The following is a 25,048-nucleotide window of genomic DNA, read 5'->3' as shown; positions in this document are numbered from 1 at the left end:
AAGTTTCTCGCAAGTAACGTCAGGTTTCGCGGCCGAGAAATACCGGGCCGCCGGCCGCTCCCCCACCGCGGTCGCACCCTCAGCTGGTCAATCCCCAAGGAGAGTCCGGGACCCATGAAGAAGCAGATCGCACACTTCGCCGTCGTCGCCGGTGCGGCCACCGCCGCCTTCGCCCTCGCCGCCGGCCCCGCCTCGGCCGTGCCCTCGACGGTATGGACGGTCAACCCGACGCCCGCCAGCTTCACCGCGGTCAACAGCGGCAACGTCGTGCTGAGCGTCAACGGCATCGCCATGACGTGTACGAAGTCGAACGCCTCGGGCACCATGGCGAGCGCCACCGGCAACCCGGCGACCGTCGCCTCCATCAGCGCCATCGCCTTCGGCGCCACCGGCGCTCCCTGCACCAGCGTCCTGGGCAACGTCACCACCGTCGCGACCACCCCGTGGACCGTGGTGGCGCAGGACTACACCGCCGGGACCGGGGTCACCAAGGGCTACGTCGGCAACGTCGACGCCAAGGTGACGGTCGGCGCCTGCGTCTTCCGCGTGACGGGCAAGGCGTCCGGCACGTACACCAACTCGACGGGCAAGCTGGCGGTCAACAGCGTCACCGGCGAGCTCACCGTCGTCTCCTCGACCAACTGCGGCTCCGCCGTCCCGGTCGGCGCCAAGCCGCTCTTCAAGGGCGACTACCTGGTCAAGGTGGCCAACTCGACCACCATCCCGACGATCGTCGGCTCCAACCCGTAGGCCGCGAGAGCCCGCGTCCGCCCGGCCGGCGACCCCGGCCGGGCGGACGCGGGCCGTCCGCGCCCCCGACGGTCCTCCCTTCGCGCCCGCGCCCACGACGCTCGCGCGCACAATCCGAGCGGAGCACAGATGAGAGGCCAGCGAGCCGCCCAGCGGCCCACCCGCGCCCGGACGCGCGGCGCGGCGATCGCCGCACTCGTGGCACTCGCCCCCCTTCTCCCCGCGGCGGCCGTGGCCCTCGGCTCGCACGAGGTCGACACCCGGCTCCCCTACCTCTGCACCCTGCCCTCGGGCCCGCAGACCGCGACGGTACGGATCAGGGCGACCGTCCCCGACCGGGCGACCGTCGGCGAGACGATCGAGGCGACCGACGTCAGCACGACACTGGAACTCCCCGCCGCGGTCGCGGCCGAACTCACCGCCCTCGAGGCCGCCACGGTACGGGCGGAGACGACGCTCACGGTCGGCGTGGGCCAGAACGGCGCGCGCACGGACGTCACATGGCGCGGCACGGCCCGGCCCGCCGCCGTCCCCGCCGAAGGGCCGCTCACGCTCACGAGCACCGGCGACGTCCCCGCGCTCACGACGGGGACCGCCGGCGACCTGACCCTCGACGCCGGAGCCCTCGCCGTCGGCCTGGCCCCGAGCAAGGCCGACGGCACGCCCACCGGTCCGGCGTCCCTCTCCGTCAGCTGCGTCCCAGGACCTGACGCGGAGGGCCGGACGCTGCTCGCCGGGATCCCCGTCACGACGGGCTCCACCGGCACCCCGAGTCCCGGCACGCCGTCCGCTCCCCCGACCGCCCCCTCCTCGCCCCCGCCCTCCTCCTCGGCGTCGGCCTCGGCCGGCCCCTCCGGGCAGCCGTCGGCCCCGGCAGGCCGGGAGACGGCGGGGACGACCGGGGCACGGGATCCGGGATCCGCCACGGACGCCGGCAGGGGCCCGAGGGTGGCCACCGGGCACGCGCCCGGCGCGACCGCCGACCGCCCGAAGGCACCGCCCTGTGTCACCGAGAAGCCGACCTCGACCTCGCTCTCCGCGTACATCACCGGCTACTCCAACGTGCGCAAGCTCGACGGGGCCTCGCTCATCCCGGTGTCCTGCGTCCAGCTCGAACAGGGCGAGCCGGTGATCGACTTCCGCCCGGACGGCACCCTGCACCTGCTCCAGAAGTCGGAGGGCTCCCTCCTGTACCAGGGGCGCAAGCAGTCCCCGCCCTTCAGGTCCACCTTCCTGACCTTCGGCTTCGCTCCCACCACGGCGACCCTGGTGCTGGAGCAGGCAGGACCCCTGACCGTCGAGTCGGACGTCCTCCTCGTCTTCCCCGACAACATCGCCGAGACCTACGTCCGGGTGCCCCTCGTCCTGCGGGTGCTGGACGTCGAGGTCAACGGCACCCCGCTGGCCGTCGGCCCCGACTGCCGCACGGCCACGCCGCTCTCCTCCCCCGAGCCCCAGCCCGCCAAGTACCCGGGTGACCACCTGGTGCTGCTCGGCAAGGGCCAGCTCCTCAACGGCACCGACGCCACCGGCTACGTCCTCACCAGCGGTGGCCCGCTCACCGGCGAGGTGACGATCCCCGCGTTCAAGGGATGCGGCGTCGCCGGCGAGAACCTCGACCGCCTCCTCACCGCCTCCATCTCCGGGCCCGGCAACCACATCAGGCAGATCCAGGGCCAGACCTGCGCGGTGGGCGTGGAGGTGCCCACCGAGGGCCAGTGCACCGCGGACCGCCAGCCGTACGTGGTCCCCAGGCCCGAGCGCTGAGCCCGCGCACCCGCTCCACGGCCCGCCTCGCACCCCGCATCCCCCCCTCAACGAAAGGCATCGTCATGCCCCTCGTCTCCTCCCGCACGCGCCTCGCCACGCTCTCCGCCCTGACGGCGCTCGGCGCCTTCGCCTCCATCGGCACGGCGACGGCCGGCAACCCCCAGCTGAACGGCGGTTGGGGGCCGTCCACCCGCTGCCCCGTCGACGCGGGGGCCATGCTCGCCTCGGACGGTCTCGACACCTCGCCCCAGTGCGTCGTCTCCTACTCCACCAGCGGCTCGATCAAGCTGGGCAACACCACCGTGCCGACCGGCAACACCAACCTCCAGATCGGCGTCGTCCAGAACTCCGACGGCACCAGCACCGTCACCGCCCCGGCCGACGGCGCGCTCATCGCCGCCCCGGCCAATGTCCCCGGCGGCCTCCTCGGACTGATGTGTCCCAGCGACATCCCGTTCATCAGCGACATCTGCCGGCAGCTGACCGACGCCAAGCTCAACAAGATCACCGCGACCATGGAGTCGGTCGGCACGCCCTCCGACTTCGACCAGATCGCCGGCGTCCTCACCGACAAGCCGATCGTCTCCATCCCGGTCCGCATCCGCCTGGAGAACCCCTTCCTGGGCAGCAACTGCTACATCGGGACCAAGGCCAACCCGATCATCCTGCGCCCGAGCAACCTCACCTCGCCCGACTTCGGCGTCGAGCGCTTCAACGGCGACGGCTCCCCGAACGAGGAGGGCGACATGAGCCGCCTCAACATCCTCGGCTCCACCCAGAGCGACAAGACCTTCGCCGTCCCCGGCGCCAGCGGCTGCGGCCTCGGCTGGTTCGGCCTGATCGACGCGGCCATCAACCTCAAGACGGGGCTCCCCTCGGCCGCCGGGAAGAACAGCCTCACCCTCAACAACACCCAGACCCACCTGACGGGCCTCTTCGCCCCCGGTCTCGCCGCCCCCGACGCCGGCAGGACCCTCTCCCGCAACTGGCACTCGGCCGTCCGGTAACAGCCATCCAGGGTCGATTCCCGGCCTACTAGGTAAGCGCGTACCCCTCCGGCACGCCAACTCTTGCGCAACGTGTGTACACCACACAGCAGTTGACCTAGCTTCGACGAATCACGTTGGTACGCACCTGACGACCCAGGCGGCGCCCACCCCGCCAGGCTGGGCTCCGCACCGTCGCTCCCCCACCGGTCGCGCAGGAGAGCAAGGGATCGGTTCATGCCCGCAATCGCCCAGTCGCCGGACATCGGTGAACCGCTCGAACCGCTCCCCAGGGAGTTCGCCGCCCTGATGAGGCCGGAGATCCCCGGCCTCATCAAGGAGATCGGCATCGAGGTCCAGCGGACCTACCCCGTGTACGCCCATCTCTTCAACGGGCCGCACTCGGACGCGATCCGCCAGGGTGTGGAACAGGCGCTCGCCGCCTTCGTGGAGCGGGTCGCCGACCCCGGGACGAACTCGGCCCTCAGGGACGAACTGCTCCGCAAGTTCGGCCGCGTGGAGGCGTACGAGGGGCGCGACCTCGACACGTTACTGGGCGCCTACCGCCTGGGCGCGCGCGTCGCCCTGCGCCGGGCCAAGATCATCGGGCGTACGTACAACCTCTCCCCCACCCTGATCCTCGCCTTCGCGGACGCCCTGTTCGCCTACGTCGACGAACTGGAGGCCCTGTCCCGCGAGGGCTACGTCATGGTCCAGAACCGCGCGGTGTCCGACGTGGCCGCCCTGCGAAGACAGTTACTCCACCTGGTCGTCGCCGGCCCGCCGCTGCCCCGGGCGACCCTCGCCGAGCTGTGCCGGGACGCCTCCTGGCAGCTCCCCGCCGAGTGCACCCTGGTCGCCCTCCGCCCGCCGCTCGTCGAACGCGTCCAGGCGGGGCTCGACCGGGACGTCCTCGCGGACCTCAGCCTTCCCCAGCCGTATCTGCTCGTCCCCGGCCCCCTGAGCGCCGACCGCCGCGCGATGCTCGGCTCCGCCCTCGCCGGCACCTCCGCCGTCGTCGGACTGACCGTGCCGCCGGCCCAGGCCGCGCACTCCATCCGCTGGGCCCGGCGCGTCCTGCAGCTCATCGACGACGGCGTCGTCGCCGACGCTCCCCTCGTGCAGTGCGAGGACCACCTGACAACGTTGTGGCTCCTGTCCGACCCGGCGCTGATGACCCAGCTCGCCCGGCGCGAACTCGCCCCGCTCGACCAGCTGTCCGGCACGCGGCGCGACCGGCTGATCGAGACCCTGCGCGTCCACATCTCCACCCGGGGGCCCGCCGAGCAGGTCGGCGAGATGCTCGGCGTGCACGCGCAGACGGTCCGCTACCGGCTGCGCAACCTGGACAGCCACTTCGGCGACCGGCTCCTCGACCCCGACCACCGGTTCGCCCTCGAAGCGGCTTTGCGCGCACTCCACCTCGGCGGGAGGCGGACGGACTGAGCCGGGCCGCGGACGCGCGTGCGCGACGCGGCCCGCACCAGGGGACGAGTCCGCCTACGCCGTCCTGGGCGTGAGGCGGCAGCGGGCCGGGCCGGCCGTCGTGAGGGTGATGGCGGAGCCGACGGGCACCTCGGTGTCGACGGCCTCGAAGCCGTACTTCTGGAGGATCATCGCCAGGGCGATGACCGACTCCAGCATCGAGAAGTGCTGGCCGATGCAGGCGCGGGGGCCACCGCCGAAGGGGAACCAGGCGTAGCGGGGTCGGGCCGCCTCGGCCTCGGGGGTGAAGCGGTCCGGGTCGAAGCGCTCCGGGTCCTCCCAGTACGCGGGGTGCCGGTGGGTCACCCACGGGGCGACGATGACGTCCGCACCGGCCGGGATGACGACTCCGCCGACCTCGGTGGCCGCGACGGCGCGGCGGCCGATGACCGGGGCGGCCGGGAAGAGCCGCATGGCCTCCTTGAGGACCTGGGTCACGTAGGGCAGCGCGTCGAGGTCGGCGGCGCCGGGGGTACGGCCGGCGAGCACCCGGTCGATCTCCTCGTGGGCCCGCTTCTGCACCTCCGGGTGCCTGCCGAGCAGGTGGAGCGCGAAGCCGAGGGACGTGGCGGTGGTCTCGTGGCCGGCGAGCAGGAAGACGAGGACCTGCTCGCGCAGTTCGGTCGCGTCGAAGCTGCCGTCCTCCGCACTCTCGGCCTCGACGAGCAGGGTGAGGAGGTCGTCCCCGTCGCCGGGGGCGCGGTCGGCCGCCCGTCGCTCGGCGATGATCCGGTCGCACACCGCGTAGAGCGCCTCGTGGACGGCGGCGGCCCTGCGGTTGCCGGGGGTGGGCCAGTCGCGGGGGACCTTGAGCGGGGAGTAGCCGCGGCTCAGGACGTACTCCCCGAGCTGGGGGAAGCTCTGCTCGACGATCTCGACGGCCGTGTCGACGTCGGTGCCGAAGAGGATGCGGGCGACGGCGCGCAGGGCGAGGCGGGTCATCTCGTCCAGGACGTCGACGGACTCCGCGGCGCCGGCCTCCCACTCGCCGGTCAGGGTGGTGACCTCGGCCGCGACGGCCGCGGCGTACCCGTCGACGCGGCGCTTGGTGAAGAGGGGCTGGACCAGCCGGCGCTGGCGGAGGTAGTCCTCGTCCTGGCTGGTGAGCAGTCCGTTGCCGAAGGACTCGCGGATCTCCTGGTAGAAGGCGTTGTCCTTGCGGAAGTTGGCCGACTCCCCGGCCAGGATCTGCTGGGCGCCCTCGGCGGAGAAGACGCCGTAGACGGTGGCGCGGACGCCGGGCGGCCCCGCGGTGAACCGCACGACGTCGCCGAGCTCGCGCCGGGCCCGCAGGAAGGTTCCCAGGGAGTCCTTCCTGAGGTCCGACATCGAGCCGAACAGCGGATGCCCCGGCAGGCGGGGCGCTTCGGTCGCGGTGGTGGTGGTGGTGGTCATGGACGGTTCCCCCTCGATCGTCACCTGCGGGCCGATTCTGCCCCCGGCGGGCGACCTGCGGGGAGGGCCGCCCGAACAGTGGACCGAATGTGGCCTGTTGGCTCGAATCGTTCGGTTGTCAGTGGCCTCTGACAGGCTCGTCGCATGGAGCGACCCGAACCGGCCGAGCAGGCCGAACGACCCGAGCCGACCCTGCAGCTCACCATCGACTGCGCCGACCCCCAGCGCCTGGTCCCCTTCTGGCTGGAGGCCCTGCGGTACGTCCCCGATCCGCCGCCGGCCGGCCACGCGACGTGGCGGGCGTACTGGGAGGCGATCGGCGTCCCCGAGGACGAGCTGGGCGACGACGCCGGCGAGCTGCCGGAGTCCATCGTGGACCCCGTCGGCGTGGGTCCCCGCGTCTGGTTCCAGCGCGTCCCCGAGCCCAAGACCGTCAAGAACCGCGTCCACCTCGACCTCAAGGTCGGCGGCGGGCGCGACGTCCCCCTGGCCCTGCGGCGCACCCGCGTGGACGGCGAGGTCGCCCGTCTGACCGCTCTCGGCGCCACCGTCCTCTACGCCATGGACGAGCCGGGCGGCATGGACTACTACGCGGTCGTCCTCCAGGACCCCGAGGGCAACGAGTTCTGCCTGGTCTGAGCGGAGGTCCGCGGCCGGTCCGGGATCCGGACCGGCCGCGGAACCCCGGCCGACCCGCCGCACAACCGCACAGGACCACGCGTCCGATCATGTGTGGTTGGTCACGAGTGTGGCTGTACGTGACCCTGCCCGGAGCCGCGCCGCCAGCATTCGCGCAGGCCGCACGCCCCGGCCTTCCCGCACGACCACGCTTCGTGTACGCACCGCTCCCGGAGCGACACCTGAGCGTCATCCACTGTCAGTGCGGCCTCGTAGGCTTGCCCCATGCTCGACCGCCGTGAGACCACCGACCCCCAGACCGCCGATCCCGCCGTCATCAACTGCCGGATCCGCGCCCTCCTGGGCAACGGCGCCCTGTCCGCGGCCGGTCGCGAGGAATACGGTCGGCTGCTCCTCGCCTGGGAAGCCGCGATGCGGGCCGAGCAGGAGCTCGCCGCCTGACCCGCACGCCGCCGGCCCGCTACTTCGCGATGGCCCGGCTGATGACCATCCGCTGGATCTCGCTGGTGCCCTCGAAGATGGTGTAGATCGCGGCGTCGCGGTGCATGCGCTCGACCGGGTACTCGCGGGTGTAGCCGTTGCCGCCGAGGATCTGGATGGCCTGGGCGGTGACCTTCTTGGCGACCTCGCTGGCGTAGAGCTTGGACATGGAGCCCTCGGCGGCCGTGAAGGGCTTGCCCGCGGTCGCCATCCAGGAGGCGCGCCAGACGAGGAGCCGGGCGGCGTCGATCTGGGTGGCCATGTCGGCGAGCTGGAAGGCGACGCCCTGGTTCTCGATGATGGGCCGGCCGAACTGGACGCGGGTCTTCGCGTAGTCCAGGGCGACCTCGTAGGCGGCGCGCGCGGTGCCGACGGCCATGGCGCCGACCGCGGGGCGGGACGCCTCGAAGGTGGCCATGGCGGCGTTCTTCACGCGCTCGCCGCCCGCCTTGGCCTTCTCGCGGGAGCGGGCGAGGCGCTCGTCGAGCTTCGCCTTGCCGCCGAGGAGGCAGTGGCCGGGGACGCGGACGTCCTCCAGGACGACCTCGGCGGTGTGGGAGGCGCGGATGCCGTGCTTCTGGAACTTCTGGCCCTGGGAGAGGCCGGGCGTGTTCGGGGGCACGATGAAGGAGGCGTGGCCCTTGGAGCCCAGCTCCGGGTCGACGACCGCGACGACGACGTGGACGTTGGCGATGCCGCCGTTGGTCGCCCAGGTCTTGGTGCCGTTGAGGACCCACTCGTCCTTGGCCTCGTCGTAGACGGCGCGGGTGCGCATGGAGGCGACGTCCGAGCCGGCGTCGGGCTCGGAGGAGCAGAAGGCGGCGACCTTGACGTCGTTCGCGTCGCCGTACATCTGGGGCACCCAGGTGCCGATCTGCTCCTCGGTGCCGTTGGCGAGGACGCCGACGGCGGCGAGGCCGGTGCCGACGATGGAGAGGGCGATGCCGGCGTCGCCCCAGAAGAGCTCCTCCATCGCCATCGGGATGCCGAGACCGGTCGGGTCGAAGAACTGCTGGGCGTAGAAGTCGAGGGAGTAGATTCCGAGCTTGGCGGCTTCCTGGATGATGGGCCAGGGGGTCTCCTCGCGCTCGTCCCACTCGGCGGCCGCGGGGCGCATCACGTCGGCGGCGAATCCGTGCAGCCAGTCGCGGACCTGCTTCTGGTCCTCGTTCAGTTCGAGCGCGAACTCGCCCATGTGCCCTCCCAGCGTTATGTTACTTGCGGTAACACCAGTCTGTTACCGGTCGGTAGGGGCTGTCAACCAGCAGCGGAGCACTTCGGCCCGACCGGCGTCCGCACCCGGCCGGGTGTTACGTTGCGACAGCCTCACGGAATCGCACGGGCGGGGAGACACGCTATGGACATCGCACACCGGACCACCGACCGGCAGACGCCCGCCGAGCAGCGGCGCCGCGAGCTGCTGGAGGCGGCGGACCGGGTGGTCCTCCGCGACGGCCCCAAGGCGTCCATGAACGCGATCGCGGCGGAGGCCGGCATCACCAAGCCGATCCTCTACCGCCACTTCGGCGACAAGGGCGGCCTGTACCGCGCCCTCGCGACCCGGCACACCGACGCCCTCCTGTCCGCCCTGCGAGCCTCCCTCGACGCCCCCTCCGACCGGCGCCGCCGGGTCGAGGCCACCCTCGACACGTACCTCGCCTCGATCGAGGCGATGCCCCAGGTCTACCGGTTCCTCATGCACCCCGCCGAGGAGTCCCACCAGGCCGAGCAGAGCTTCGACGTCGGCCGCCACTCCGCCCCGCTGCTGCGCCGCATGGGCGAGGAGCTCGGCCAGGTCATCGCCGAGCGCGTCGACCTCGGCCCCGCCGCCCAGGTCCAGGCCCGCATCTGGGGCCACGGCATCGTCGGCATGATGCACGCCGCCGGCGACTGGTGGCTCGGCGAACGGCCCTGCACCCGCGCCGAGCTCGTCGAGAGCCTGGCCGACCTGCTCTGGGGCCGCCTCGCCGCGGCCGACGACCTCCCGGGCGGCCCGGGCTTCTAGGGCCTGTCGATCAGGCCGGATCAGGGAGCCGTCCGGCACCACGCCTCGCCGCCCGCGCCGGACCCGTCAGGCGTCCAGGACGGCCGCCTTCGCGCCCCACGGCTGCTTGCGGATCGTGCGCAGCAGACGTGACTTGCGCCACCCCGTGACGCGGTCGGCGTAGACCCCGCCGTCGAGGTGGTCGGTCTCGTGCTGGAGGCAGCGGGCGAAGAATCCCGTGCCCTCGATCCGCACGGGAGTGCCGTCCAGGCGCACGCCCTCGACCACCGCCCGGTCGTGGCGGGGCGTCGGGGCCTCCAGCCCCGGCAGCGAGAGACAGCCCTCGGGACCCCGGATCACCTCGCCGTCCGCCTCGACCAGACGCGGGTTCACCACGTGCCCGACGTGACGGATCTCCTCGTCGTCGGGGCAGTCGTACACGAAGACGCGCAGGCCCGCACCGACCTGGTTCGCCGCCAGGCCCACGCCGTTCGCCGCGTACATCGTGGCGAACATGTCCTCGACGAGCCGGGCCAGTTCGGGGCCGAAGTCGGTGACGGGCGCGCAGGGGGTGTGCAGCACGGGGTCGCCGAGGAGGGTCATCGCTCGGACGAGGCCGGAACTGCCGGGGATGGGGCGGTTTCGCATGGCCGTAAGGGTACGGTCCGCTGTGACCTCCCGGTTTCGGGCGGCCGCTCTACGGTGCCGCTGTTCGGGCTGCTGGCCGGATCTCGATAGGCTGAGCCCGGACCGACGCAAGGAGGAACAAGAACGATGTCAGGACACCCCGGTAATCCAGAGCCGCTGTCGCCGCGCGCCAAGCTGGCCGTGACGGCGGGCAAGGCCGCGGCCGCGGTGTCGCGTGCGGCGGGGCGCGGCAGCGGATCGGTGATCGGCGGCCGGGTGGCGCTGAAGCTCGACCCGGACCTGCTCGGGCGGCTCGCGCAGCATCTGGACGTCGTCCTGGTGTCGGCGACCAACGGCAAGACGACGACGACCCGGCTGATCGCGGAGGCCCTGCGGGCCGCCGGACCCGTGGTCTCCAACGCACTCGGCGCCAACATGCCCGCGGGCATCACCTCGGCGCTGGCAGGCGGCTCGGAGTCCAAGTACGGCGTCATCGAGGTCGACGAGAAGTACCTCGCCGGCGTCGCCCGCGACACCACCCCCAAGGTCATCGCGCTGCTCAACCTCTCGCGCGACCAGCTCGACCGCGCCGCCGAGACGCGGATGCTCGCCGAGAAGTGGCGCGAGGGCCTCAACGGCACGAAGGCCGTGGTCGTGGCCAACGCCGACGACCCGCTGATCGTGTGGGCCGCCTCCTCCTCCCCGAACGTGGTGTGGGTCGCCGCGGGCCAGGAGTGGAAGGACGACGCCTGGTCGTGCCCCGCCTGCGGCGGTGTGATGCAGCGCCCGGGCGACGACTGGTTCTGCGGCGAGTGCGGCTTCCGCCGTCCGGCCCCGAGCTGGGCGCTCAGCGGCGACCACGTGCTCGACCCGCACGGTTCGGCCTGGCCGATCCGCCTCCAGCTGCCCGGCCGCGCCAACAAGGCGAACGCCGCCACGTCGGCCGCCGTCGCCGCGGTCTTCGGCGTGCCGCCGCAGGTCGCCCTGGAGCGCATGTACCAGGTGCAGGCCGTCGCCGGACGCTACGACGTCGTGTCCTTCCAGGGCCGCGACCTGCGTCTGCTGCTCGCGAAGAACCCGGCGGGCTGGCTCGAGACGTTCTCCCTCATCGACGGGCCGCCCGCCCCGGTGATCCTCTCCGTGAACGCGCGGGGCGCCGACGGCACGGACACCTCCTGGCTGTGGGACGTGGACTACGGCCGGCTCGCCGGCCACCCGATCATGGTGATCGGCGACCGCAGGCTCGACCTGGCGGTCCGGCTCGAGGTCGCCGGCGTGGACTTCCGCGTCTGCGACACGCTGGACGAGGCCGTCACGATGGCCCCGCCCGGGCAGATCGAGCTGATCGCCAACTACACCGCGTTCCAGGACGTCCGCCGCCGCGTCGGCAACTGACCCGTAAAGGACTTGCAGCATGAGTGACAGCAGTCTGCGCCTGGTCTGGGTCTACCCGGACCTGCTCAGCACCTACGGCGACCAGGGCAACGTCCTCGTCGTGCAGCGCCGCGCCGAGCAGCGCGGCCTCAGCGTCGAGCGCGTGGACGTCCGCAGCGACCAGCCGATCCCGACGTCCGGCGACATCTACCTGATCGGCGGCGGCGAGGACCGCCCGCAGCGACTGGCGGCCGAGCGGCTCCTGCGGGACGGCGGTCTGCCCCGCGCCGCGGCCAACGGCGCGATCATCTTCTCGGTCTGCGCCGGCTACCAGATCCTGGGCCACGAGTTCATCAACGACGTCGGCGAGCGCCAGCCCGGCCTCGGCCTGCTCGACGTGATCACGACCCGCGGCGAGGGCGCCCGGTGCGTCGGCGACGTCCTGGCGGACATCGACCCGCGCCTCAACCTGCCCCAGCTGACCGGTTTCGAGAACCACCAGGGCATCACCCATCTCGGCCCGACGGCCCGGCCGTTCGCGCGGACCGTCTTCGGCAACGGCAACGGCACCGGCGACGGCACCGAGGGCGCGTACAACGACACGGTCTTCGGTACGTACATGCACGGCCCCGTCATGGCGCGCAACCCGCAGATCGCGGACCTGCTCCTGAAGCTGGCCCTCGACGTCAACGCGCTGCCGCCGACCGACGACCGGTGGTACGAGGCGCTGCGCGCCGAGCGCATCGCGGCGGCCACGCAGCCCGCCTGAGGCACCGCACGGGCCTCCTGAGGCGCCTCGTACGAACGTACGTTGTCCACTGTGCGGACATCCGGTTCGGCCCCGCCACCCTGCGGCGATAGGGTGGCGGGGATCCAGCCGGACGACGTGGTCCGGGAGTCGGCCCACGTTGCAAAGGTTTTCGGGCTATGCGCATTGGCGTGCTCACCTCCGGCGGAGACTGCCCCGGTCTCAACGCTGTCATCCGTTCCGTCGTGCACCGCGCCGTCGTCGACCACGGCGACGAGGTCATCGGCTTCCACGACGGGTGGAGGGGCCTGCTGGAGTGCGACTACCGGAAGCTCGACCTCGACGCGGTCGGCGGCATCCTCGCCCGGGGCGGCACCATCCTCGGCTCCTCGCGGGTCCAGCCCGCGCACCTGGTCGGCGGCGTCGAGCGCGCCAAGGGCCATGTCGCCGACCTCGGTCTCGACGCCATCATCCCGATCGGCGGCGAGGGCACCCTGAAGGCGGCGAACCTGCTCTCCGAGGCCGGTCTCCCGATCGTCGGCGTCCCGAAGACCATCGACAACGACATCGCCTCCACGGACGTCACCTTCGGCTTCGACACGGCCGTCACCGTGGCCACCGAGGCCCTCGACCGGCTCAAGACCACCGCCGAGTCGCACCAGCGCGTCCTCGTGGTCGAGGTCATGGGCCGCCACACCGGCTGGATAGCGCTGCACTCCGGCATGGCCGCCGGCGCACACGCCGTGGTCGTCCCCGAGCGCCCCTTCGACATCGACGAGCTGACCGCCCGGGTCGGCGAGCGCTTCGAGGCCGGCAAGCGGTTCGCGATCGTGGTCGTCGCCGAGGGCGCGAAGCCGCGCGAGGGCTCGATGGACTTCAAGACCGCCGGGACCGACATCTACGGCCACGAGCGCTTCACCGGGATCGCCAACCAGCTCTCCGTCGAGCTGGAGCGGCGCCTCGGCAAGGAGGCCCGCCCGGTCATCCTCGGCCACGTCCAGCGGGGCGGTACCCCGACCGCGTACGACCGCGTCCTCGCCACCCGCTTCGGCTGGCACGCGGTCGAGGCCGCGCACCGGGGCGAGTTCGGCATGCTGACCGCGCTGCGCGGCACGGAGATCACGATGGTCCCGCTGGCCCAGGCCGTGGAGACCCTGAAGACGGTCCCGTCCGACCGCTACGCCGAGGCGGAGTGCGTGCTCTGACCGACGCCACGGCGTGAGTTCCGCCCCCGGTCGCGGCCGCGACCGGGGGCGGTTCTAGTCTGGTGCGGACAACAAGCGCGAATCGGGCTCCAGGAGTACTCACGATGGATCACAGCGGGCACGGCATGACCACGGATCTGCCGCCGTTCACGCTGGGGCGGGGCCTGGAGTTCTCTCCCGACCTCTTCTTCCTGATCGGCTGCCTCACGGCGCTCGGCCTGTACGGATGGGGCGTGGCGCGGCTGCGGCGGCGCGGGGACGCGTGGCCGGTGAGCCGGACGGTCTTCTTCGTCCTCGGCGTGCTGACCGTCGCCCTGGTGATGTGCACCAAGCTCAACGACTACGGCATGGTCATGTTCAGCGTGCACATGGTGCAGCACATGGTGATCTCCATGCTGTCGCCGATCCTGCTGCTGCTCGGCGCGCCGGTCACCCTCGCGCTGCGGGCGCTGCCGGTGGCCGGCCGGGGGTCGACGGGGCCGCGCGAGCTGCTCCTGAAGCTGCTGCACAGCCGGTACATGAAGGTGATCACGCACCCCGGCTTCACGATCCCGATGTTCATCGCGAGCCTCTACGCCCTGTACTTCACGCCGCTCTTCGACTTCCTCATGGGGTCGAAGCCGGGGCACATCGGCATGATGGTGCACTTCCTGATGGTCGGCGTGGTCTTCTTCTGGCCGATCATGGGCGTGGACCCGGGGCCGCACCGGCCCGGCTACGTGATGCGGATGCTGGAGCTGTTCGCCGGCATGCCGTTCCACGCGTTCTTCGGCATCGCGCTGATGATGGCCTCGGAGCCGATGGTCGAGGCGTACCGGAACCCCCCGGCGTCGCTCGGGATCGACGTGCTCACCGACCAGAACGCGGCGGGCGGCATCGCCTGGGCGTTCAGCGAGATCCCCTCGGTGCTGGTGCTGATCGCGCTGGTCTACCAGTGGTACCACTCCGAGCAGCGGCAGGCGGTCCGCAAGGACCGGGCCGCCGACCGGGACGGGGACAAGGAGCTGGAGGCGTACAACGCCTACCTGGCCTCGCTCCGGAGTCGCTGACGCCGACCCCCTCCGCGAACCTCCTCCGGGTCCGGTGCCGCACGCGGCGCCGGGCCCGGTCCGCGTTCCGGGCGCGGCACGGTGCGGGTGCCGGGCGCACGCCGGAGCGTCCGGGGAGTAGCGCGCGCCCCTCTTCGGGGGTCACGATGGGCAGGAGGCTTCCACGACCCCGGTCGGGAGGAGGGCGGACGCATGTCCGGTCCCACGAAGACGATGGCGGTGCTCACCTGCGCGGCGCTGGTGCTGACCACGGCGTACACGGTGGCGCTCGGCAGCAGCGGCTGGCTCTGGTTCGGTCTGATGGTGCTGATCGTGGCCACGATCGGGATGGCCGCGGCCGACAGCTCGGTGCCGCAGCCCCCGGGGCGCCCGCGGGGACGGCCGGGCCCCACGCGGCCCTGATCCGGCCCGACACGCGGCGGCGGCCTGACCGGCCCGGCGCCCCTCAGCGCGGCGCCAGGACCACCCATACCTGGCCCGGGGCGAAGGCGAGCGGTGCGCCGGCGGGGGTGGTGAAGGTGGTGCCCGAGTCGGCCGTGGGCCGCGACCAGCGGGCTTCGTAGGCGCGTCCGTCGCGCAGGACCACGGCGGTCCCGCTGCCGACGGTCTCGGTGTACGGCGAGACCGAGCCGAACCGGTCGTGGAAGGCCGACGGGCGGACGGTGACGCGCTGGACGACGACCGTCGCGGGACGGACCGGTCCGGTGTCGGTGGCGCGGGCCTCGCGGCCGTCCATCGCCACCCTCCAGGCGCGGTCCGCGGCGGACCAGGTGAAGGTGTAGCGGGCGGCCGGGAAGCGGGCGGTGGAGGACTCCACCGCGGTGCCTCCCGCCGGGGCCGGGCCGAAGCGGAAGCCTATGTCCCGGGCGTTGGCGGCGCCGGGGTCGGTGGCCAGCGCGCGTCCGGGCCGCAGGTAGAGGTTGTGCGGGGCGGGGCGTTCCGGCGAGCGCAGGAAGACCTGCGGGGCCGTGCTCTCGGTGACGGGGTGGAGCGGCGCGGCGCGCAGCAGCGGCTGGAGGGCGGACTGGGCGCCGGAGTAGGCGAGGACGGGCTCGCCGAAGGGGCGGAGCAGGGAGATGTCGGACTCGCGGGCGCTGCGGACCGGGCCGACGCGGTCGGGGAGGCGGGAGGAGTAGACGGCCAGCAGCCGGGTCACGCCGCCCTCGACCTGTTCGACGTAGACGAGGTCGGCGGCGCCGAGCCCGGTCTGGGGGCGGGCCGCGGTGACGTTGTCGATCTTCACGGCGACGACGGGCGCGGGCCGGGCGGGGAGGCCGGTGAACGGCGAGCGCCCGGGGGCCGTGGTGGTGGGCGGGGCCGTGGGCGTCGCGGTCGGCGGGGTGGTGGGGGTGGCGGTCGGGGTCGGGGCCGGTTCGGGCCCCGAGCCGGAGCAGCCGTACAGCCCGGCCGCCGTCACGGCGCACAGGAGCGCGGTGAGGGCGCGGCCGGGGCGTCTGGTTCCGTGCTCGCCGGTCATCGTGACGCTCCCCCACCAGTGGACCACGGGCCCGCGCACGGATACAACGGGACGGACGACGACGAACGGGGGCCGCGGGTGTTCTACCACCTGATGAAGCACGTACTGCTCGGACCGCTGCTGCGGCTGCTCTTCCGGCCGCGGATCGAGGGGCTCGAACACGTCCCGGAGGAGGGCGCGGCGATCGTCGCGGGCAACCACCTCTCCTTCTCCGACCACTTCCTGATGCCGGCCGTGCTCGACCGGCGCATCACCTTCCTCGCCAAACAGGAGTACTTCACGGGGCCGGGCATCAAGGGCAGGCTGACGGCCGCCTTCTTCCGGGCGGCGGGCCAGATCCCGGTGGACCGCTCGGGGAAGGAGGCGGGACAGGCGGCGATCCGCGAGGGGCTCGGGGTGCTCGGCAAGGGCGAGCTGCTCGGCATCTACCCGGAGGGGACCCGCTCGCACGACGGGCGGCTGTACAAGGGCAAGGTGGGGGTGGCGGTGATGGCGCTGACCGCCGGGGTGCCGGTGGTGCCGTGCGCGATGGTCGGCACGTTCGAGATCCAGCCGCCGGGGAAGGTCGTGCCGCGGATCCGCCGGGTGACCATCCGCTTCGGGGCGCCCCTGGACTTCTCCCGGTTCGAGGGCTCGGCGGACGAACGGACCGTGGTGCGCGCGGTGACCGACGAGATCATGTACGAGATCCTGCGGCTGTCCGGGCAGGAGTACGTGGACGACTACGCGGCGGTGGTGAAGGCCGCGGAGGCGCCGGACGACGGGCCGACGCGAAAGTTCCCCCGCGGTGAACGCTGAGGGCGGATCCGCGCACGGCGCAATCGCCCCGACCTGACGCCGTCGCGCCCGTAGCGTCTCGCTCATGACCAAGGGACACGCTTTCGTACTGGGTGGGTCGGGACAGGTGGGACGGGCGGCCGTGCGGGCCCTCGTCGCGGACGGGTGGGAGGTGACGGCGGCATCGCGCCGGGGCGGCCGGGACGCGCGGTGGAGCGAGGAGGTCCGGACGGTGCGGCTCGACCGGACCGAGGAGGGCGCGCTCGCCGCGGCGCTCGGCGACGGGGTCGACGTGCTGGTGGACATCGTCGCCTACGACGGTGCGCACGGGCGGCAGTTGACCGGGCTCTCCGGCCGGATCGGCTCCGCGGTCGTGGTGTCGAGCGGCGCGGTCTACGAGGACGAGCAGGGCCGCAGCTTCGACACCCAGGACCGGCCGGACGGCTTCCCCGCCTTCCCGGTGCCGGTGGCGGAGGAGTGGCCGACGGTCGCGCCGGGGGACACCACGTACAGCACCCGGAAGGTGGCCCTGGAGCGGGAGTTGCTCGGGGCGGGCGAGGCGCTGCCGACGACGCTGCTGCGGGCGGGCGCGATCCACGGGCCGTTCTGTCCGGGGCCGCGCGAGCTGTGGTTCGTCAAGCGGGTGCTCGACGGGCGGAGGGTGCGTCCGCTCTCGTTCGGCGGGCTGTCGCGGTTCCACCCGGCGCACGTGGACAACCTCGCGGAGATCGTCCGGCTCGCGGCGGCGAGGCCGGGCAGCCGGGTGCTCAACGGCGCCGACCCCGAGGCGCCGACGGTGGCGGAGATCGGTGCCGCGATCGACGCGGTCATGGGGGTCGAGAGCGAGTCGGTGCTGATCGACGGGGCTCCGCCGGAGGGCCTGGTGGGGCTCACCCCGTGGACCGCGGACCACCCCGTCGTCTACGACATGACGGCGGCCGAGCGGGAGGTGGGCTACCGGCCGGTGGTGTCGTACGCCGGGTCGCTGCCCGAGACGGTGGAGTGGCTGACCGGGCGGCTGGCGGGCCGGGAGTGGCGGGACGCCTTCCCCGGACTCGCCAGGTACGGGGTGGACTTCTTCGACTACGCGGCGGAGGACGCCTGGCTGGCGTCCCGGGCGTAGCGAGAGGGGCGGCCGTCGTCGGACGGCCGCCCCTCTCTCATGCCGCGGTGCGGGCCGTTACGGCTGCGGTGCGGCGTGCGGAGCGCACGTCTGGTCCTTGGCGTCCAGCTGACCGGTCAGCAGGTACGCCTCGACCTTGGTGTTGAGGCAGGGGTTGACCAGGTTGGTGATGCCGTGCGAGCCGGCGTCCTTCTCCGTGATCAGACGCGAGCCCTTGAACCGCTTGTGCAGCTCGACGGCGCCCTCGTACGGGGTGGCGGCGTCGCGCTCGGACTGGGTGATGAGCACGGGCGGCAGGCCCTTGTTCGTCGTCACCACGGTCGGGCGCACGCTCGGTCCGGACCAGGTCGCGCAGGGCAGGTTCATCCAGGCGTTGGCCCAGGTCATGAACGGGTACTTCTGGTGGAGGCGGGAGTTGTCGCGGTCCCACTTCTTCCAGCTGGTCGGCCACGGGGCGTCGGCGCACTCGACCGCGGTGTAGACGGCGTTGCCGTTCTCCGAGGCGATGTTGCCGGCCGTGTCGGTGAGGTCGGCGGCCGCGTTGTCGATCAGCGGCTGCGGGTCACCGGCGGCGTACGCGCTCCACGCCTCGGCCACCGGGGCCCACATGGAGTCGTAGTACGGGGCGTTCTGGAAGAAGCCGATGAGCTCGGCCGGTCCGACCTTGCCGCCGAGGGGCGCCTTCTTGGCGGCGGCGCGCAGGGTGGTCCACTGCTGTCGCACCTCCGCCAGGGTGTCGCCGAGGTGGTAGGTGGCGTCGTTCTGGGCGACCCAGGTCATCCAGTCGGTGAGCCGGCCCTCGAAGGCGACGTCCTGGCCGAGGTTGGCCTCGTACCAGATGTTGCGCGTCGAGGGGTTCACGACGCTGTCCAGGACCATGCGGCGGACGTGCGTCGGGAACAGGGTGCCGTAGACGGCGCCCAGGTAGGTGCCGTACGAGACGCCGACGAAGTTGAGCTTCTTCTCGCCGAGGGCGGCGCGGACGACGTCGAGGTCGCGCGCGGTGTTCGGCGTGGTCATGAAGGGCAGCATGTCGCCGCTCTTCTCGGCGCAGCCCTTGGCGTACTCGGCGGCCAGCTTGCGCTGGGCGCGCTTGTCGGCCTCGCTGTCGGGGACCGGGTCGGCCTTGGGGCCCTTGACGAACTCGGTCGGGTCGACACAGGAGATGGGGGCCGAGTGGCCGACACCGCGCGGGTCGAAGCCCACGAAGTCGTACGCCTTGGCGGCGTTCGCCCAGATCTTGTTGTTGGTGGTGACCCGGCGCGGGAAGCGCAGGCCGGAGCCGCCGGGGCCGCCCGGGTTGTAGAGCAGGGCGCCCTGGCGCTCGGCGGGGGTGCCGGTGGACTTGATGCGGTCGACCGCGATCTTGATCTTCTTGCCGTTGGGCTTGGCGTAGTCGACCGGGACGCTGACCCAGCCGCACTGGATCGGCTTCTCCAGGCCCCAGTCCGCCGGGCAGTCCTGCCAGTCGATGCCCGTCTGGGCGGCGCGGGCGGCGGCGACGGCGACGCCGATCGACTCCGCGTCGCGCAGGTGACGGCTGTCGGCGTTGGCCGCCGGGGCGGCGATCGCGCCCGCGACGAGCGTGCCCGCTATCAGAGTGCCGGCCGAGCCGAGCACTGCGGTACGTCTCAATGGTCCTCCCCCAGGGTGGGCGCCGCCCCCGTGGCAGCGCCGCGTATCGGGTTGTCCGGGGGATCCTTTCGTCCCTGGGGCACACGATGAAAGAGCGAACGCCTGTTTCTTTGCCGAACCAATAACCGGTGAGGGGTGTACCGCTGAGCGGTGCACCCGCCGGAGCGGGTCAGAACGGGGCGAGCTCGGCCAGAGCCGCGTCGAGCACACGGCGCAGCGCCCGTGCGTCCGGCGCGACGGCCGTGACGAGGGCGGCGGGGCCGGCGAGCGGGGCGACGGCCGCCAGCTCCCCCAGCGGCCGGGCTTCGACCGGCTTGTCGGCGAACGCGGGCTCGACGACGAGGAGTTGCCCGGTGGCGCGATGCCCGCCGAGCACCGCTCCGCCGTCCCAGCCGCCGGGGGCTCCCGGCCCGAAGGCCAGCTCCTGGTCGAGGAGCGGGCGGCCTCCGCGGCGGACGGTGAGCCGGGTGAGGAGGGTGCCGGAGGGTTCGCCGTGCCGTCCGAGGACCTGCTCCTCGCGCAGGACCAGCCGAGCCGTGGGGGCGAGTTCGACCGTGGTGCGCATCCTCAGCTCCGAGCCCTGGACGGAGACCAGCTGCTCGGGCAGCCAGCGGAGCTCGCCGTCCGCGCCCACGGAGATCCGGAGGTCGTACGCCGCCGGCTCGGCGCTCCGGCCCGGCAGGGCGAGGGTGGCGGCGGCCGAGTCGACCAGCAGCCGGGCCCCGTCCCGTACCTCGGTCTCGATCGCGAGCCGGTCCCCGCCGAGCGGGGCGCTCATCGCCCCGACGACGGTGACCCGGGTGTACGGACCGGTGCCGCGGGTGCGGCGCAGGGCGAGGGGCCCGTCACTGACGAGGAGCGGGAGCCCGCCGTCGGCGGTCGCGGCGATCCGGGCGGTGGCGCGCAGGCTCACGCGGTCCAGGCCCCCAGCTGGGCGCGGACCCAGTCGGCGACGGGCCCGACGCCGTTCTCGGCGCGCAGCGAGGTGAAGGCGACGGGCAGGTCCCCGCGCTGCTCCTTGGCGTCGGCGGCCATCCGCTCCAGGTCCGAGCCGACGTACGGGGCGAGGTCGGTCTTGTTGACGACGAGGAGGTCGGCGGTGGTGACGCCGGGGCCGCCCTTGCGGGGGATGTCGTCTCCCCCGGCCACGTCGATGACGAAGATCTGGGCGTCGACCAGTCCCCGGGAGAAGGTGGCGGTGAGGTTGTCGCCGCCGGATTCGACGAGGATGAGGTCGAGCGGTCCGACGCTCTCCTCCAGGTCCTCGACGGCTTCGAGGTTGGCGGAGATGTCGTCGCGGATGGCGGTGTGCGGGCAGGCACCCGTCTCGACGGCCTGGATGCGCTCGGGCGGCAGGACCGCGTTGCGGAGGAGGAACTCGGCGTCCTCCCGGGTGTAGATGTCGTTGGTGACGACCGCGAGGGAGAGGGTGTCGCGCAGGGCGCGGCAGAGGGCGGCGACGGTCGCGGTCTTGCCGGAGCCGACGGGGCCGCCGAGCCCGATGCGCAGGGCGCGGCGGGTGCCGTCGGGGCGGTGGGCGTCGGCGGAGACGGCGCCGTGGTGGGTGTGGCCGTGGTCGAGGTGCATGGGCTGCTCCGGGGGGCTTCGGGTGGTGGGACCGGGTGTCAGGACGCGAAGAGGCGGACGGGCCAGGCCGCGTGCTGTTCGGCGGTGATGTCGAGGAGGGGCGCGGAGGCGGCGGGCAGCGCGTCGACGCCCCGCCGGGCGGCGGCCACCGCCTCCGCGGCGACCCGGTCCATCTCGGGCGCGAGGCGGGCGAGGACGGCGGTGGCCTGATAGGGGTCGAGGCCGAGCAGGCGGACGACGGCCGTCGCCGGGCCGCCGACCGTTTCGTACGCGACGCAGTGCGCGGCGTCCTCCGGGCCGAGTCCGGCGGACCGGGCGGCGACGCCCAGGACGACGGGCTGGTGGGCTCCGCGGGGGAACGCGGCGGCGAGCGCGTCGAGTTCGGGGCCCGGCCAGGTGGCGCGGGCGGCCCGCATCAGCTGACGGCCGAGCCGCCGGGCGGCGGCGCGGAGGGCGGGCGAGGGGGTGCGCGCGTCGGCGGCCGCGTCGAGCTCGTCCGCGTCGAGGCCGTGCGCGGCCCCGGCGGCGAGCGCGGCGGCGGTGAGGCCCGTGGTGTGCAGCCGCCCCCGGCAGAAGGACTCCAGACCGGCGGCGTCGGTGATCCGGCCGGCCCGGACAGCGGCCTCGGCGCCGCCGGAGTGGGCGTGCCCCCCGGCGGGAAACCGCCCGTCGGCGAGGACGAGCAGAGCCGATCGTGAGGTCATCGGAGCCCCGTCAGAAGAGGAAGTAGCGCTGGGCCATGGGCAGTTCGGCGGCCGGTGCGGGTTCGACCGGTTCGCCGTCGATGGTCACCGAGAAGGTGTCGGCGTCGACCTCGACCCGGGGCAGGGCGTCGTTCTCGCGCATGTCGGCCTTGGTGACCCGGCGGGTGGAGCCGATGGCGGCGAACTCCTTGTGCAGTCCGAGTCTGCGCGGCAGGTCGTCCTCGATCGCCGCGGGGGCGACGAAGTTGACGGAACCGGCCGCCGCGGCCCGGCCGAGGGCGCCGAACATCGGTCGGGGCAGCACCGGCTGGGGGGTGGGGATGGAGGCGTTCGCGTCGCCCATCTGCGCGTACGCGATCTGACCACCCTTGAGGACGGTGAGCGGCTTCACCCCGAAGAACGCGGGCTCCCACAGCACCAGGTCCGCGAGCTTGCCGGGCTCTACCGAGCCGATGAGGTGGTCCATGCCCTGGGCGACGGCGGGGTTGATCGTGTACTTGGCGACGTAGCGGCGGGCCCGGTGGTTGTCGGCGCGGCCGTCGCCGGGCAGCGCTCCGCGCCGCTTCTTCATCACGTGCGCGGTCTGCCAGGTCCTCATGACGACCTCGCCGATCCGGCCCATGGCCTGGGAGTCGGAGGAGATGATCGAGATGGCCCCCAGGTCGTGCAGGACGTCCTCGGCGGCGATCGTGGAGGGCCGGATGCGGGATTCGGCGAAGGCCAGGTCCTCGGGGACGGCCGGGTTGAGGTGGTGACAGACCATCAGCATGTCGAGGTGTTCCTCGATGGTGTTGACGGTGTGCGGCCGCGTCGGGTTGGTCGAACTCGGCAGTATGTAGGGCTCCGAGACGACGGTGATGATGTCCGGCGCGTGCCCGCCGCCCGCGCCCTCGGTGTGGTACGCGTGGACCGTGCGGCCGGCGATGGCGGCCAGGGTGTCGCCGACGAAGCCCGCCTCGTTGAGGGTGTCGGTGTGGATGGCGAGCTGTGCGCCCGTCTCCTCGCAGACGTCCAGACAGGTGTCGATGACGGCCGGGGTCGCCCCCCAGTCCTCGTGGATCTTGAATCCCAGCGCCCCGCCGCGCAGTTGGGAGTGCATGGCGTCGCGGGACATCGTGTTGCCCTTGCCGAGCAGGCCGATGTTGACCGGGAAGGTGTCCAGGGCCTCGAACATCCGGGCCAGGTGCCAGGGGCCCGGCGTGACCGTGGTCGCCTTGGTGCCCTCGGCGGGCCCGGTGCCCCCGCCGACGAGGGTGGTGACCCCGGTGGCGAGCGCCTGCTCCACGACGGTCGGGGAGATGAAGTGGACATGGGCGTCGACGGCACCGGCCGTGACGATCCGCCCGTTGCCGACGATGATCTCGGTCTCGGGCCCGATGACCAGGTCCGGATGGACGCCGTCCATGGTGTCCGGGTTCCCCGCCTTGCCCAGGGCGGTGATCCGGCCGTCCCGGATGCCGATGTCGGCCTTGACGACGCCCCAGTGGTCGATGACCACGGCACCGGTGATCACGGTGTCCGGCGCCCCCTCGGCCCGGGTCGTCCTGGCCTGCCCCATCGACTCCCGGACGACCTTGCCGCCGCCGAACACGGCCTCCTCCCCCGCCCGCCCCGGGCCGCCGCAGCGGTCCTCCTCGATCTCGACGAGCAGATCGGTGTCGGCGAGGCGGATGCGGTCGCCGGTCGTCGGTCCGAACAGGTCGGCGTATACGGCGCGATGCAGCTCAGGCACGGGAGGCTCCGTTCACGTCCGGGTCCGTCGCGGGGGTCGGTGCCGGGTCCAGGGGGCCGGCGGTCGCGCCGCGCAGACCGGGCACGATCCTGCGGCCCGCCAGGGGCACGAGCTCGACGTCGACGGGGATGCCGGGCTCGAAGCGGACGGCGGTCCCGGCGGCGATGTGCAGCCGCAGCCCGTAGGCGGCGACCCGGTCGAACTCCAGACCGGGATTGACCTCGGCGAAGTGGTAGTGGGAACCGACCTGGACGGGCCGGTCGGCGGCGTTCAGCACGGTCAGGCGGGTGACGGGGCGCCCCTCGTTCAGGACGACGGGCCCGTCCCCGTGAAGGATCTCTCCGGGGATCATCGGCGGCCGCCCGCTCAGACGATCGGGTCGTGGACGGTGACCAGCTTCGTACCGTCCGGGAACGTGGCCTCGACCTGCACGTCGTGGATCATCTCCGGGATCCCGTCCATCACCTCGGCACGGGTGAGCACCTTGCGCCCCGAGGCCATCAGCTCCGCGACGGTCCTCCCGTCCCTCGCGCCTTCCAGAATGTGCGAGGTCAGCAGCGCGACGGCCTCCGGGTGGTTCAGCAGCACCCCCCTCGCCCGCCTCTTCTCCGCCACGTCCGCCGCCACATGGACCAGCAGGCGCTCCTGCTCGTGCGGGCTCAGTTGCACTCTTCCACCTCACAGTCGTCGACCGGGACGGCACCCGGACAGCTGCGGACCCTACCGACCGTCAACAGGGTGTTGAACGGCGGAGATGCGGTGCGCGGCGAGAGATTGCACGTTAGGGCGCAAGTTTTTCCGGCTCGTTAACTGCGCCTTTGCATTTTTATGATCATCGGCTCGATTCGGCGTCCGGGGAACCGGACATGGACATCAGTCCGCGCAGCCCGCCCTCCAGGACGTCCACGCTCACGTCGCCGAACAGCGCCTGCTGGGCGATGAACCCCTGGGCGGTCGCGATGAGCGTGCGGGCCACGTGGTCGGCCGGGACGTCGGCGGCCATCAGGCCGTTCTCGCGGTACGCGGTCACCAGGGTCGTCCAGGCGGCGCGCATCCCGTCGTACCCCTCCGTCAGGGTGCCGGCCAGCTCCTCGTTGCGCAGCGTCTCCGTCCACACCTGGATGATCAGGCGCGCGAACGCCTGCCGGTCGGCGCCCGCGATCCGCTCCTCCAGGAAGAGCCGGAGCACCGCACCGAGGAGGACGTCGGGGGTCGGCGGCGGCGTGGCGCGGGACGCCTCCTCGAAGGCGCTGCGGATCGCGGCGAACGCCTCGGACGCGATCGCGGCGATCAGCTCCTCCTTGCCGCGGAAGTAGCGGTAGACCGCCCCCGCGGACAGGCCCACCTCGGCGAGGACGTCCTGCATGGACGAGGCGTGGAAGCCGGTGCGGGCGAAGCAGCGGGCGGCGCCGTCGAGGATCTGGCGCCGCCGGGCGTCGAGGTGTTCCTGGGAGACACGAGCCATGGTCCGAAATCTAAAACGAATATTCATTCTTGACAACCGCCGACCCCCGGCGCACA

The 25,048-nt window shown here is 72.8% G+C and carries 26 protein-coding genes; 14 read left to right on the top strand and 12 right to left on the bottom strand.

The window, feature by feature from the left end; all coding sequences use genetic code 11:
• Positions 1-114 precede the first annotated feature (114 nt).
• The 4 genes from AB0424_RS00665 (at position 115) to AB0424_RS00650 (ending at position 4,952) form a co-directional block, all read left to right on the top strand.
• Positions 115-750, top strand: coding sequence for a hypothetical protein (locus tag AB0424_RS00665; RefSeq protein ID WP_366301076.1), 636 nt, complete (start codon positions 115-117; stop codon positions 748-750).
• Positions 751-879: 129 nt separating this feature from the next.
• Complete coding sequence (locus AB0424_RS00660; RefSeq protein ID WP_366301074.1) at positions 880-2,517, top strand: DUF6801 domain-containing protein; 1,638 nt, start codon at positions 880-882, stop codon at positions 2,515-2,517.
• Positions 2,518-2,582: 65 nt separating this feature from the next.
• Entirely contained in the window at positions 2,583-3,527 is a 945-nt protein-coding gene (locus AB0424_RS00655) for a hypothetical protein (RefSeq protein ID WP_366301072.1), read from the top strand.
• 216 nt (positions 3,528-3,743) lie between these two features.
• Complete coding sequence (locus AB0424_RS00650; protein WP_366301071.1) at positions 3,744-4,952, top strand: helix-turn-helix domain-containing protein; 1,209 nt, start codon at positions 3,744-3,746, stop codon at positions 4,950-4,952.
• A gap of 54 nt (positions 4,953-5,006) precedes the next feature.
• Here the strand turns inward: AB0424_RS00650 and AB0424_RS00645 are convergent, their stop codons facing one another.
• Complete coding sequence (locus AB0424_RS00645) at positions 5,007-6,386, bottom strand: cytochrome P450 (RefSeq protein ID WP_366301070.1); 1,380 nt, start codon at positions 6,384-6,386, stop codon at positions 5,007-5,009.
• 144 nt (positions 6,387-6,530) lie between these two features.
• On the opposite strand from AB0424_RS00645, the gene AB0424_RS00640 reads away from it, so the two are divergent.
• Both AB0424_RS00640 and AB0424_RS00635 read left to right on the top strand, forming a co-directional pair.
• Positions 6,531-7,025 (top strand): VOC family protein, encoded by a 495-nt coding sequence (locus AB0424_RS00640; protein WP_366301068.1) that lies wholly within the window; start codon positions 6,531-6,533, stop codon positions 7,023-7,025.
• A 264-nt stretch (positions 7,026-7,289) separates the two neighbouring features.
• Positions 7,290-7,466, top strand: a complete 177-nt coding sequence (locus AB0424_RS00635; RefSeq protein ID WP_366301066.1) for a hypothetical protein — start codon at positions 7,290-7,292, stop codon at positions 7,464-7,466.
• Positions 7,467-7,485: 19 nt separating this feature from the next.
• Here AB0424_RS00635 and AB0424_RS00630 read toward each other — a convergent pair whose 3' ends face one another.
• Positions 7,486-8,700 carry an acyl-CoA dehydrogenase family protein gene (locus AB0424_RS00630; protein ID WP_366301064.1) on the bottom strand — a complete coding sequence of 405 codons (1,215 nt, stop codon included), beginning with the start codon at positions 8,698-8,700 and terminating at the stop codon, positions 7,486-7,488.
• Positions 8,701-8,862: 162 nt separating this feature from the next.
• Between AB0424_RS00630 and AB0424_RS00625 the strand changes: the two genes are divergently transcribed.
• Positions 8,863-9,510, top strand: a complete 648-nt coding sequence (locus AB0424_RS00625; protein WP_366301062.1) for a TetR family transcriptional regulator — start codon at positions 8,863-8,865, stop codon at positions 9,508-9,510.
• A 66-nt stretch (positions 9,511-9,576) separates the two neighbouring features.
• Here AB0424_RS00625 and def read toward each other — a convergent pair whose 3' ends face one another.
• Positions 9,577-10,137 carry a peptide deformylase gene (def, locus tag AB0424_RS00620; RefSeq protein ID WP_366301061.1) on the bottom strand — a complete coding sequence of 187 codons (561 nt, stop codon included), beginning with the start codon at positions 10,135-10,137 and terminating at the stop codon, positions 9,577-9,579.
• Between the two features lie 126 nt (positions 10,138-10,263).
• Here def and AB0424_RS00615 point away from each other — a divergent pair, with 126 nt between their 5' ends.
• The 5 genes from AB0424_RS00615 (at position 10,264) to AB0424_RS00595 (ending at position 14,894) form a co-directional block, all read left to right on the top strand.
• Entirely contained in the window at positions 10,264-11,511 is a 1,248-nt protein-coding gene (locus tag AB0424_RS00615; RefSeq protein ID WP_366301060.1) for a MurT ligase domain-containing protein, read from the top strand.
• A gap of 19 nt (positions 11,512-11,530) precedes the next feature.
• Positions 11,531-12,259: a glutamine amidotransferase gene (locus tag AB0424_RS00610; protein ID WP_366301059.1), complete on the top strand. Its 729-nt coding sequence runs from the start codon at positions 11,531-11,533 to the stop codon at positions 12,257-12,259.
• Positions 12,260-12,417: 158 nt separating this feature from the next.
• Positions 12,418-13,443 carry a 6-phosphofructokinase gene (locus AB0424_RS00605; RefSeq protein ID WP_366301057.1) on the top strand — a complete coding sequence of 342 codons (1,026 nt, stop codon included), beginning with the start codon at positions 12,418-12,420 and terminating at the stop codon, positions 13,441-13,443.
• Between the two features lie 104 nt (positions 13,444-13,547).
• On the top strand, positions 13,548-14,492 hold the full coding sequence (locus tag AB0424_RS00600; protein WP_366301055.1) for a cytochrome c oxidase assembly protein: 945 nt from the start codon (positions 13,548-13,550) through the stop codon (positions 14,490-14,492).
• 192 nt (positions 14,493-14,684) lie between these two features.
• Positions 14,685-14,894 carry a hypothetical protein gene (locus AB0424_RS00595; protein ID WP_366301864.1) on the top strand — a complete coding sequence of 70 codons (210 nt, stop codon included), beginning with the start codon at positions 14,685-14,687 and terminating at the stop codon, positions 14,892-14,894.
• 43 nt (positions 14,895-14,937) lie between these two features.
• On the opposite strand, the gene AB0424_RS00590 is transcribed toward AB0424_RS00595, so the two are convergent.
• Positions 14,938-15,969: a DUF3048 domain-containing protein gene (locus tag AB0424_RS00590; protein ID WP_366301054.1), complete on the bottom strand. Its 1,032-nt coding sequence runs from the start codon at positions 15,967-15,969 to the stop codon at positions 14,938-14,940.
• Between the two features lie 78 nt (positions 15,970-16,047).
• Between AB0424_RS00590 and AB0424_RS00585 the strand changes: the two genes are divergently transcribed.
• Positions 16,048-16,767, top strand: a complete 720-nt coding sequence (locus AB0424_RS00585; RefSeq protein ID WP_366301827.1) for a lysophospholipid acyltransferase family protein — start codon at positions 16,048-16,050, stop codon at positions 16,765-16,767.
• A 64-nt stretch (positions 16,768-16,831) separates the two neighbouring features.
• A complete protein-coding gene (locus AB0424_RS00580; protein WP_366301053.1) occupies positions 16,832-17,869 on the top strand; it encodes an NAD-dependent epimerase/dehydratase family protein in 1,038 nt (345 codons plus the stop codon).
• A gap of 57 nt (positions 17,870-17,926) precedes the next feature.
• On the opposite strand, the gene AB0424_RS00575 is transcribed toward AB0424_RS00580, so the two are convergent.
• The 8 genes from AB0424_RS00575 to AB0424_RS00540 form a co-directional block, all read right to left on the bottom strand.
• The gene (locus AB0424_RS00575) at positions 17,927-19,504 is read right to left on the bottom strand and encodes an alpha/beta hydrolase (protein ID WP_366301052.1); all 1,578 of its coding nucleotides are present in this window, start codon (positions 19,502-19,504) and stop codon (positions 17,927-17,929) included.
• Between the two features lie 169 nt (positions 19,505-19,673).
• The gene (locus AB0424_RS00570) at positions 19,674-20,417 is read right to left on the bottom strand and encodes an urease accessory protein UreD (RefSeq protein WP_366301051.1); all 744 of its coding nucleotides are present in this window, start codon (positions 20,415-20,417) and stop codon (positions 19,674-19,676) included.
• Entirely contained in the window at positions 20,414-21,091 is a 678-nt protein-coding gene (gene ureG, locus AB0424_RS00565) for an urease accessory protein UreG (protein ID WP_366301050.1), read from the bottom strand. The genes AB0424_RS00570 and ureG overlap by 4 nt, the downstream gene beginning before the upstream one ends.
• A gap of 38 nt (positions 21,092-21,129) precedes the next feature.
• A complete protein-coding gene (locus AB0424_RS00560) occupies positions 21,130-21,795 on the bottom strand; it encodes an urease accessory UreF family protein (RefSeq protein WP_366301049.1) in 666 nt (221 codons plus the stop codon).
• Between the two features lie 10 nt (positions 21,796-21,805).
• Positions 21,806-23,527: an urease subunit alpha gene (locus tag AB0424_RS00555; protein WP_366301047.1), complete on the bottom strand. Its 1,722-nt coding sequence runs from the start codon at positions 23,525-23,527 to the stop codon at positions 21,806-21,808.
• A complete protein-coding gene (locus AB0424_RS00550; protein ID WP_366301045.1) occupies positions 23,520-23,879 on the bottom strand; it encodes an urease subunit beta in 360 nt (119 codons plus the stop codon). The genes AB0424_RS00555 and AB0424_RS00550 overlap by 8 nt, the downstream gene beginning before the upstream one ends.
• Before the next feature lie 14 nt (positions 23,880-23,893).
• Entirely contained in the window at positions 23,894-24,196 is a 303-nt protein-coding gene (locus tag AB0424_RS00545; RefSeq protein ID WP_366301044.1) for an urease subunit gamma, read from the bottom strand.
• Between the two features lie 163 nt (positions 24,197-24,359).
• Entirely contained in the window at positions 24,360-24,992 is a 633-nt protein-coding gene (locus AB0424_RS00540; RefSeq protein WP_366301043.1) for a helix-turn-helix domain-containing protein, read from the bottom strand.
• Positions 24,993-25,048: the final 56 nt, after the last annotated feature.

Source organism: Streptomyces sp. NPDC051180 (genome assembly GCF_040689545.1).
Classification (GTDB): domain Bacteria; phylum Actinomycetota; class Actinomycetes; order Streptomycetales; family Streptomycetaceae; genus Streptomyces.
The sequence above is the reverse complement of the archived record's forward strand: the minus strand, read 5'-3'. Positions and strand labels throughout refer to the sequence as shown.

Excerpts from the sequence above, each read along its gene's own strand:
- AB0424_RS00595 (WP_366301864.1), top strand. The coding sequence starts at position 14,685 with ATGTCCGGTCCCACGAAGACGATGGCGGTGCTCACCTGCGCGGCGCTG.
- AB0424_RS00665 (WP_366301076.1), top strand. The coding sequence starts at position 115 with ATGAAGAAGCAGATCGCACACTTCGCCGTCGTCGCCGGTGCGGCCACC.
- AB0424_RS00655 (WP_366301072.1), top strand. The coding sequence starts at position 2,583 with ATGCCCCTCGTCTCCTCCCGCACGCGCCTCGCCACGCTCTCCGCCCTG.
- def (WP_366301061.1), bottom strand. The coding sequence starts at position 10,137 with ATGCGAAACCGCCCCATCCCCGGCAGTTCCGGCCTCGTCCGAGCGATG.
- AB0424_RS00625 (WP_366301062.1), top strand. The coding sequence starts at position 8,863 with ATGGACATCGCACACCGGACCACCGACCGGCAGACGCCCGCCGAGCAG.
- AB0424_RS00635 (WP_366301066.1), top strand. The coding sequence starts at position 7,290 with ATGCTCGACCGCCGTGAGACCACCGACCCCCAGACCGCCGATCCCGCC.
- ureG (WP_366301050.1), bottom strand. The coding sequence starts at position 21,091 with ATGCACCTCGACCACGGCCACACCCACCACGGCGCCGTCTCCGCCGAC.
- AB0424_RS00610 (WP_366301059.1), top strand. The coding sequence starts at position 11,531 with ATGAGTGACAGCAGTCTGCGCCTGGTCTGGGTCTACCCGGACCTGCTC.
- AB0424_RS00615 (WP_366301060.1), top strand. The coding sequence starts at position 10,264 with ATGTCAGGACACCCCGGTAATCCAGAGCCGCTGTCGCCGCGCGCCAAG.
- AB0424_RS00550 (WP_366301045.1), bottom strand. The coding sequence starts at position 23,879 with ATGATCCCCGGAGAGATCCTTCACGGGGACGGGCCCGTCGTCCTGAAC.
- AB0424_RS00660 (WP_366301074.1), top strand. The coding sequence starts at position 880 with ATGAGAGGCCAGCGAGCCGCCCAGCGGCCCACCCGCGCCCGGACGCGC.
- AB0424_RS00560 (WP_366301049.1), bottom strand. The coding sequence starts at position 21,795 with ATGACCTCACGATCGGCTCTGCTCGTCCTCGCCGACGGGCGGTTTCCC.
- AB0424_RS00630 (WP_366301064.1), bottom strand. The coding sequence starts at position 8,700 with ATGGGCGAGTTCGCGCTCGAACTGAACGAGGACCAGAAGCAGGTCCGC.
- AB0424_RS00580 (WP_366301053.1), top strand. The coding sequence starts at position 16,832 with ATGACCAAGGGACACGCTTTCGTACTGGGTGGGTCGGGACAGGTGGGA.
- AB0424_RS00650 (WP_366301071.1), top strand. The coding sequence starts at position 3,744 with ATGCCCGCAATCGCCCAGTCGCCGGACATCGGTGAACCGCTCGAACCG.
- AB0424_RS00605 (WP_366301057.1), top strand. The coding sequence starts at position 12,418 with ATGCGCATTGGCGTGCTCACCTCCGGCGGAGACTGCCCCGGTCTCAAC.
- AB0424_RS00540 (WP_366301043.1), bottom strand. The coding sequence starts at position 24,992 with ATGGCTCGTGTCTCCCAGGAACACCTCGACGCCCGGCGGCGCCAGATC.
- AB0424_RS00645 (WP_366301070.1), bottom strand. The coding sequence starts at position 6,386 with ATGACCACCACCACCACCACCGCGACCGAAGCGCCCCGCCTGCCGGGG.
- AB0424_RS00600 (WP_366301055.1), top strand. The coding sequence starts at position 13,548 with ATGGATCACAGCGGGCACGGCATGACCACGGATCTGCCGCCGTTCACG.
- AB0424_RS00590 (WP_366301054.1), bottom strand. The coding sequence starts at position 15,969 with ATGACCGGCGAGCACGGAACCAGACGCCCCGGCCGCGCCCTCACCGCG.
- AB0424_RS00640 (WP_366301068.1), top strand. The coding sequence starts at position 6,531 with ATGGAGCGACCCGAACCGGCCGAGCAGGCCGAACGACCCGAGCCGACC.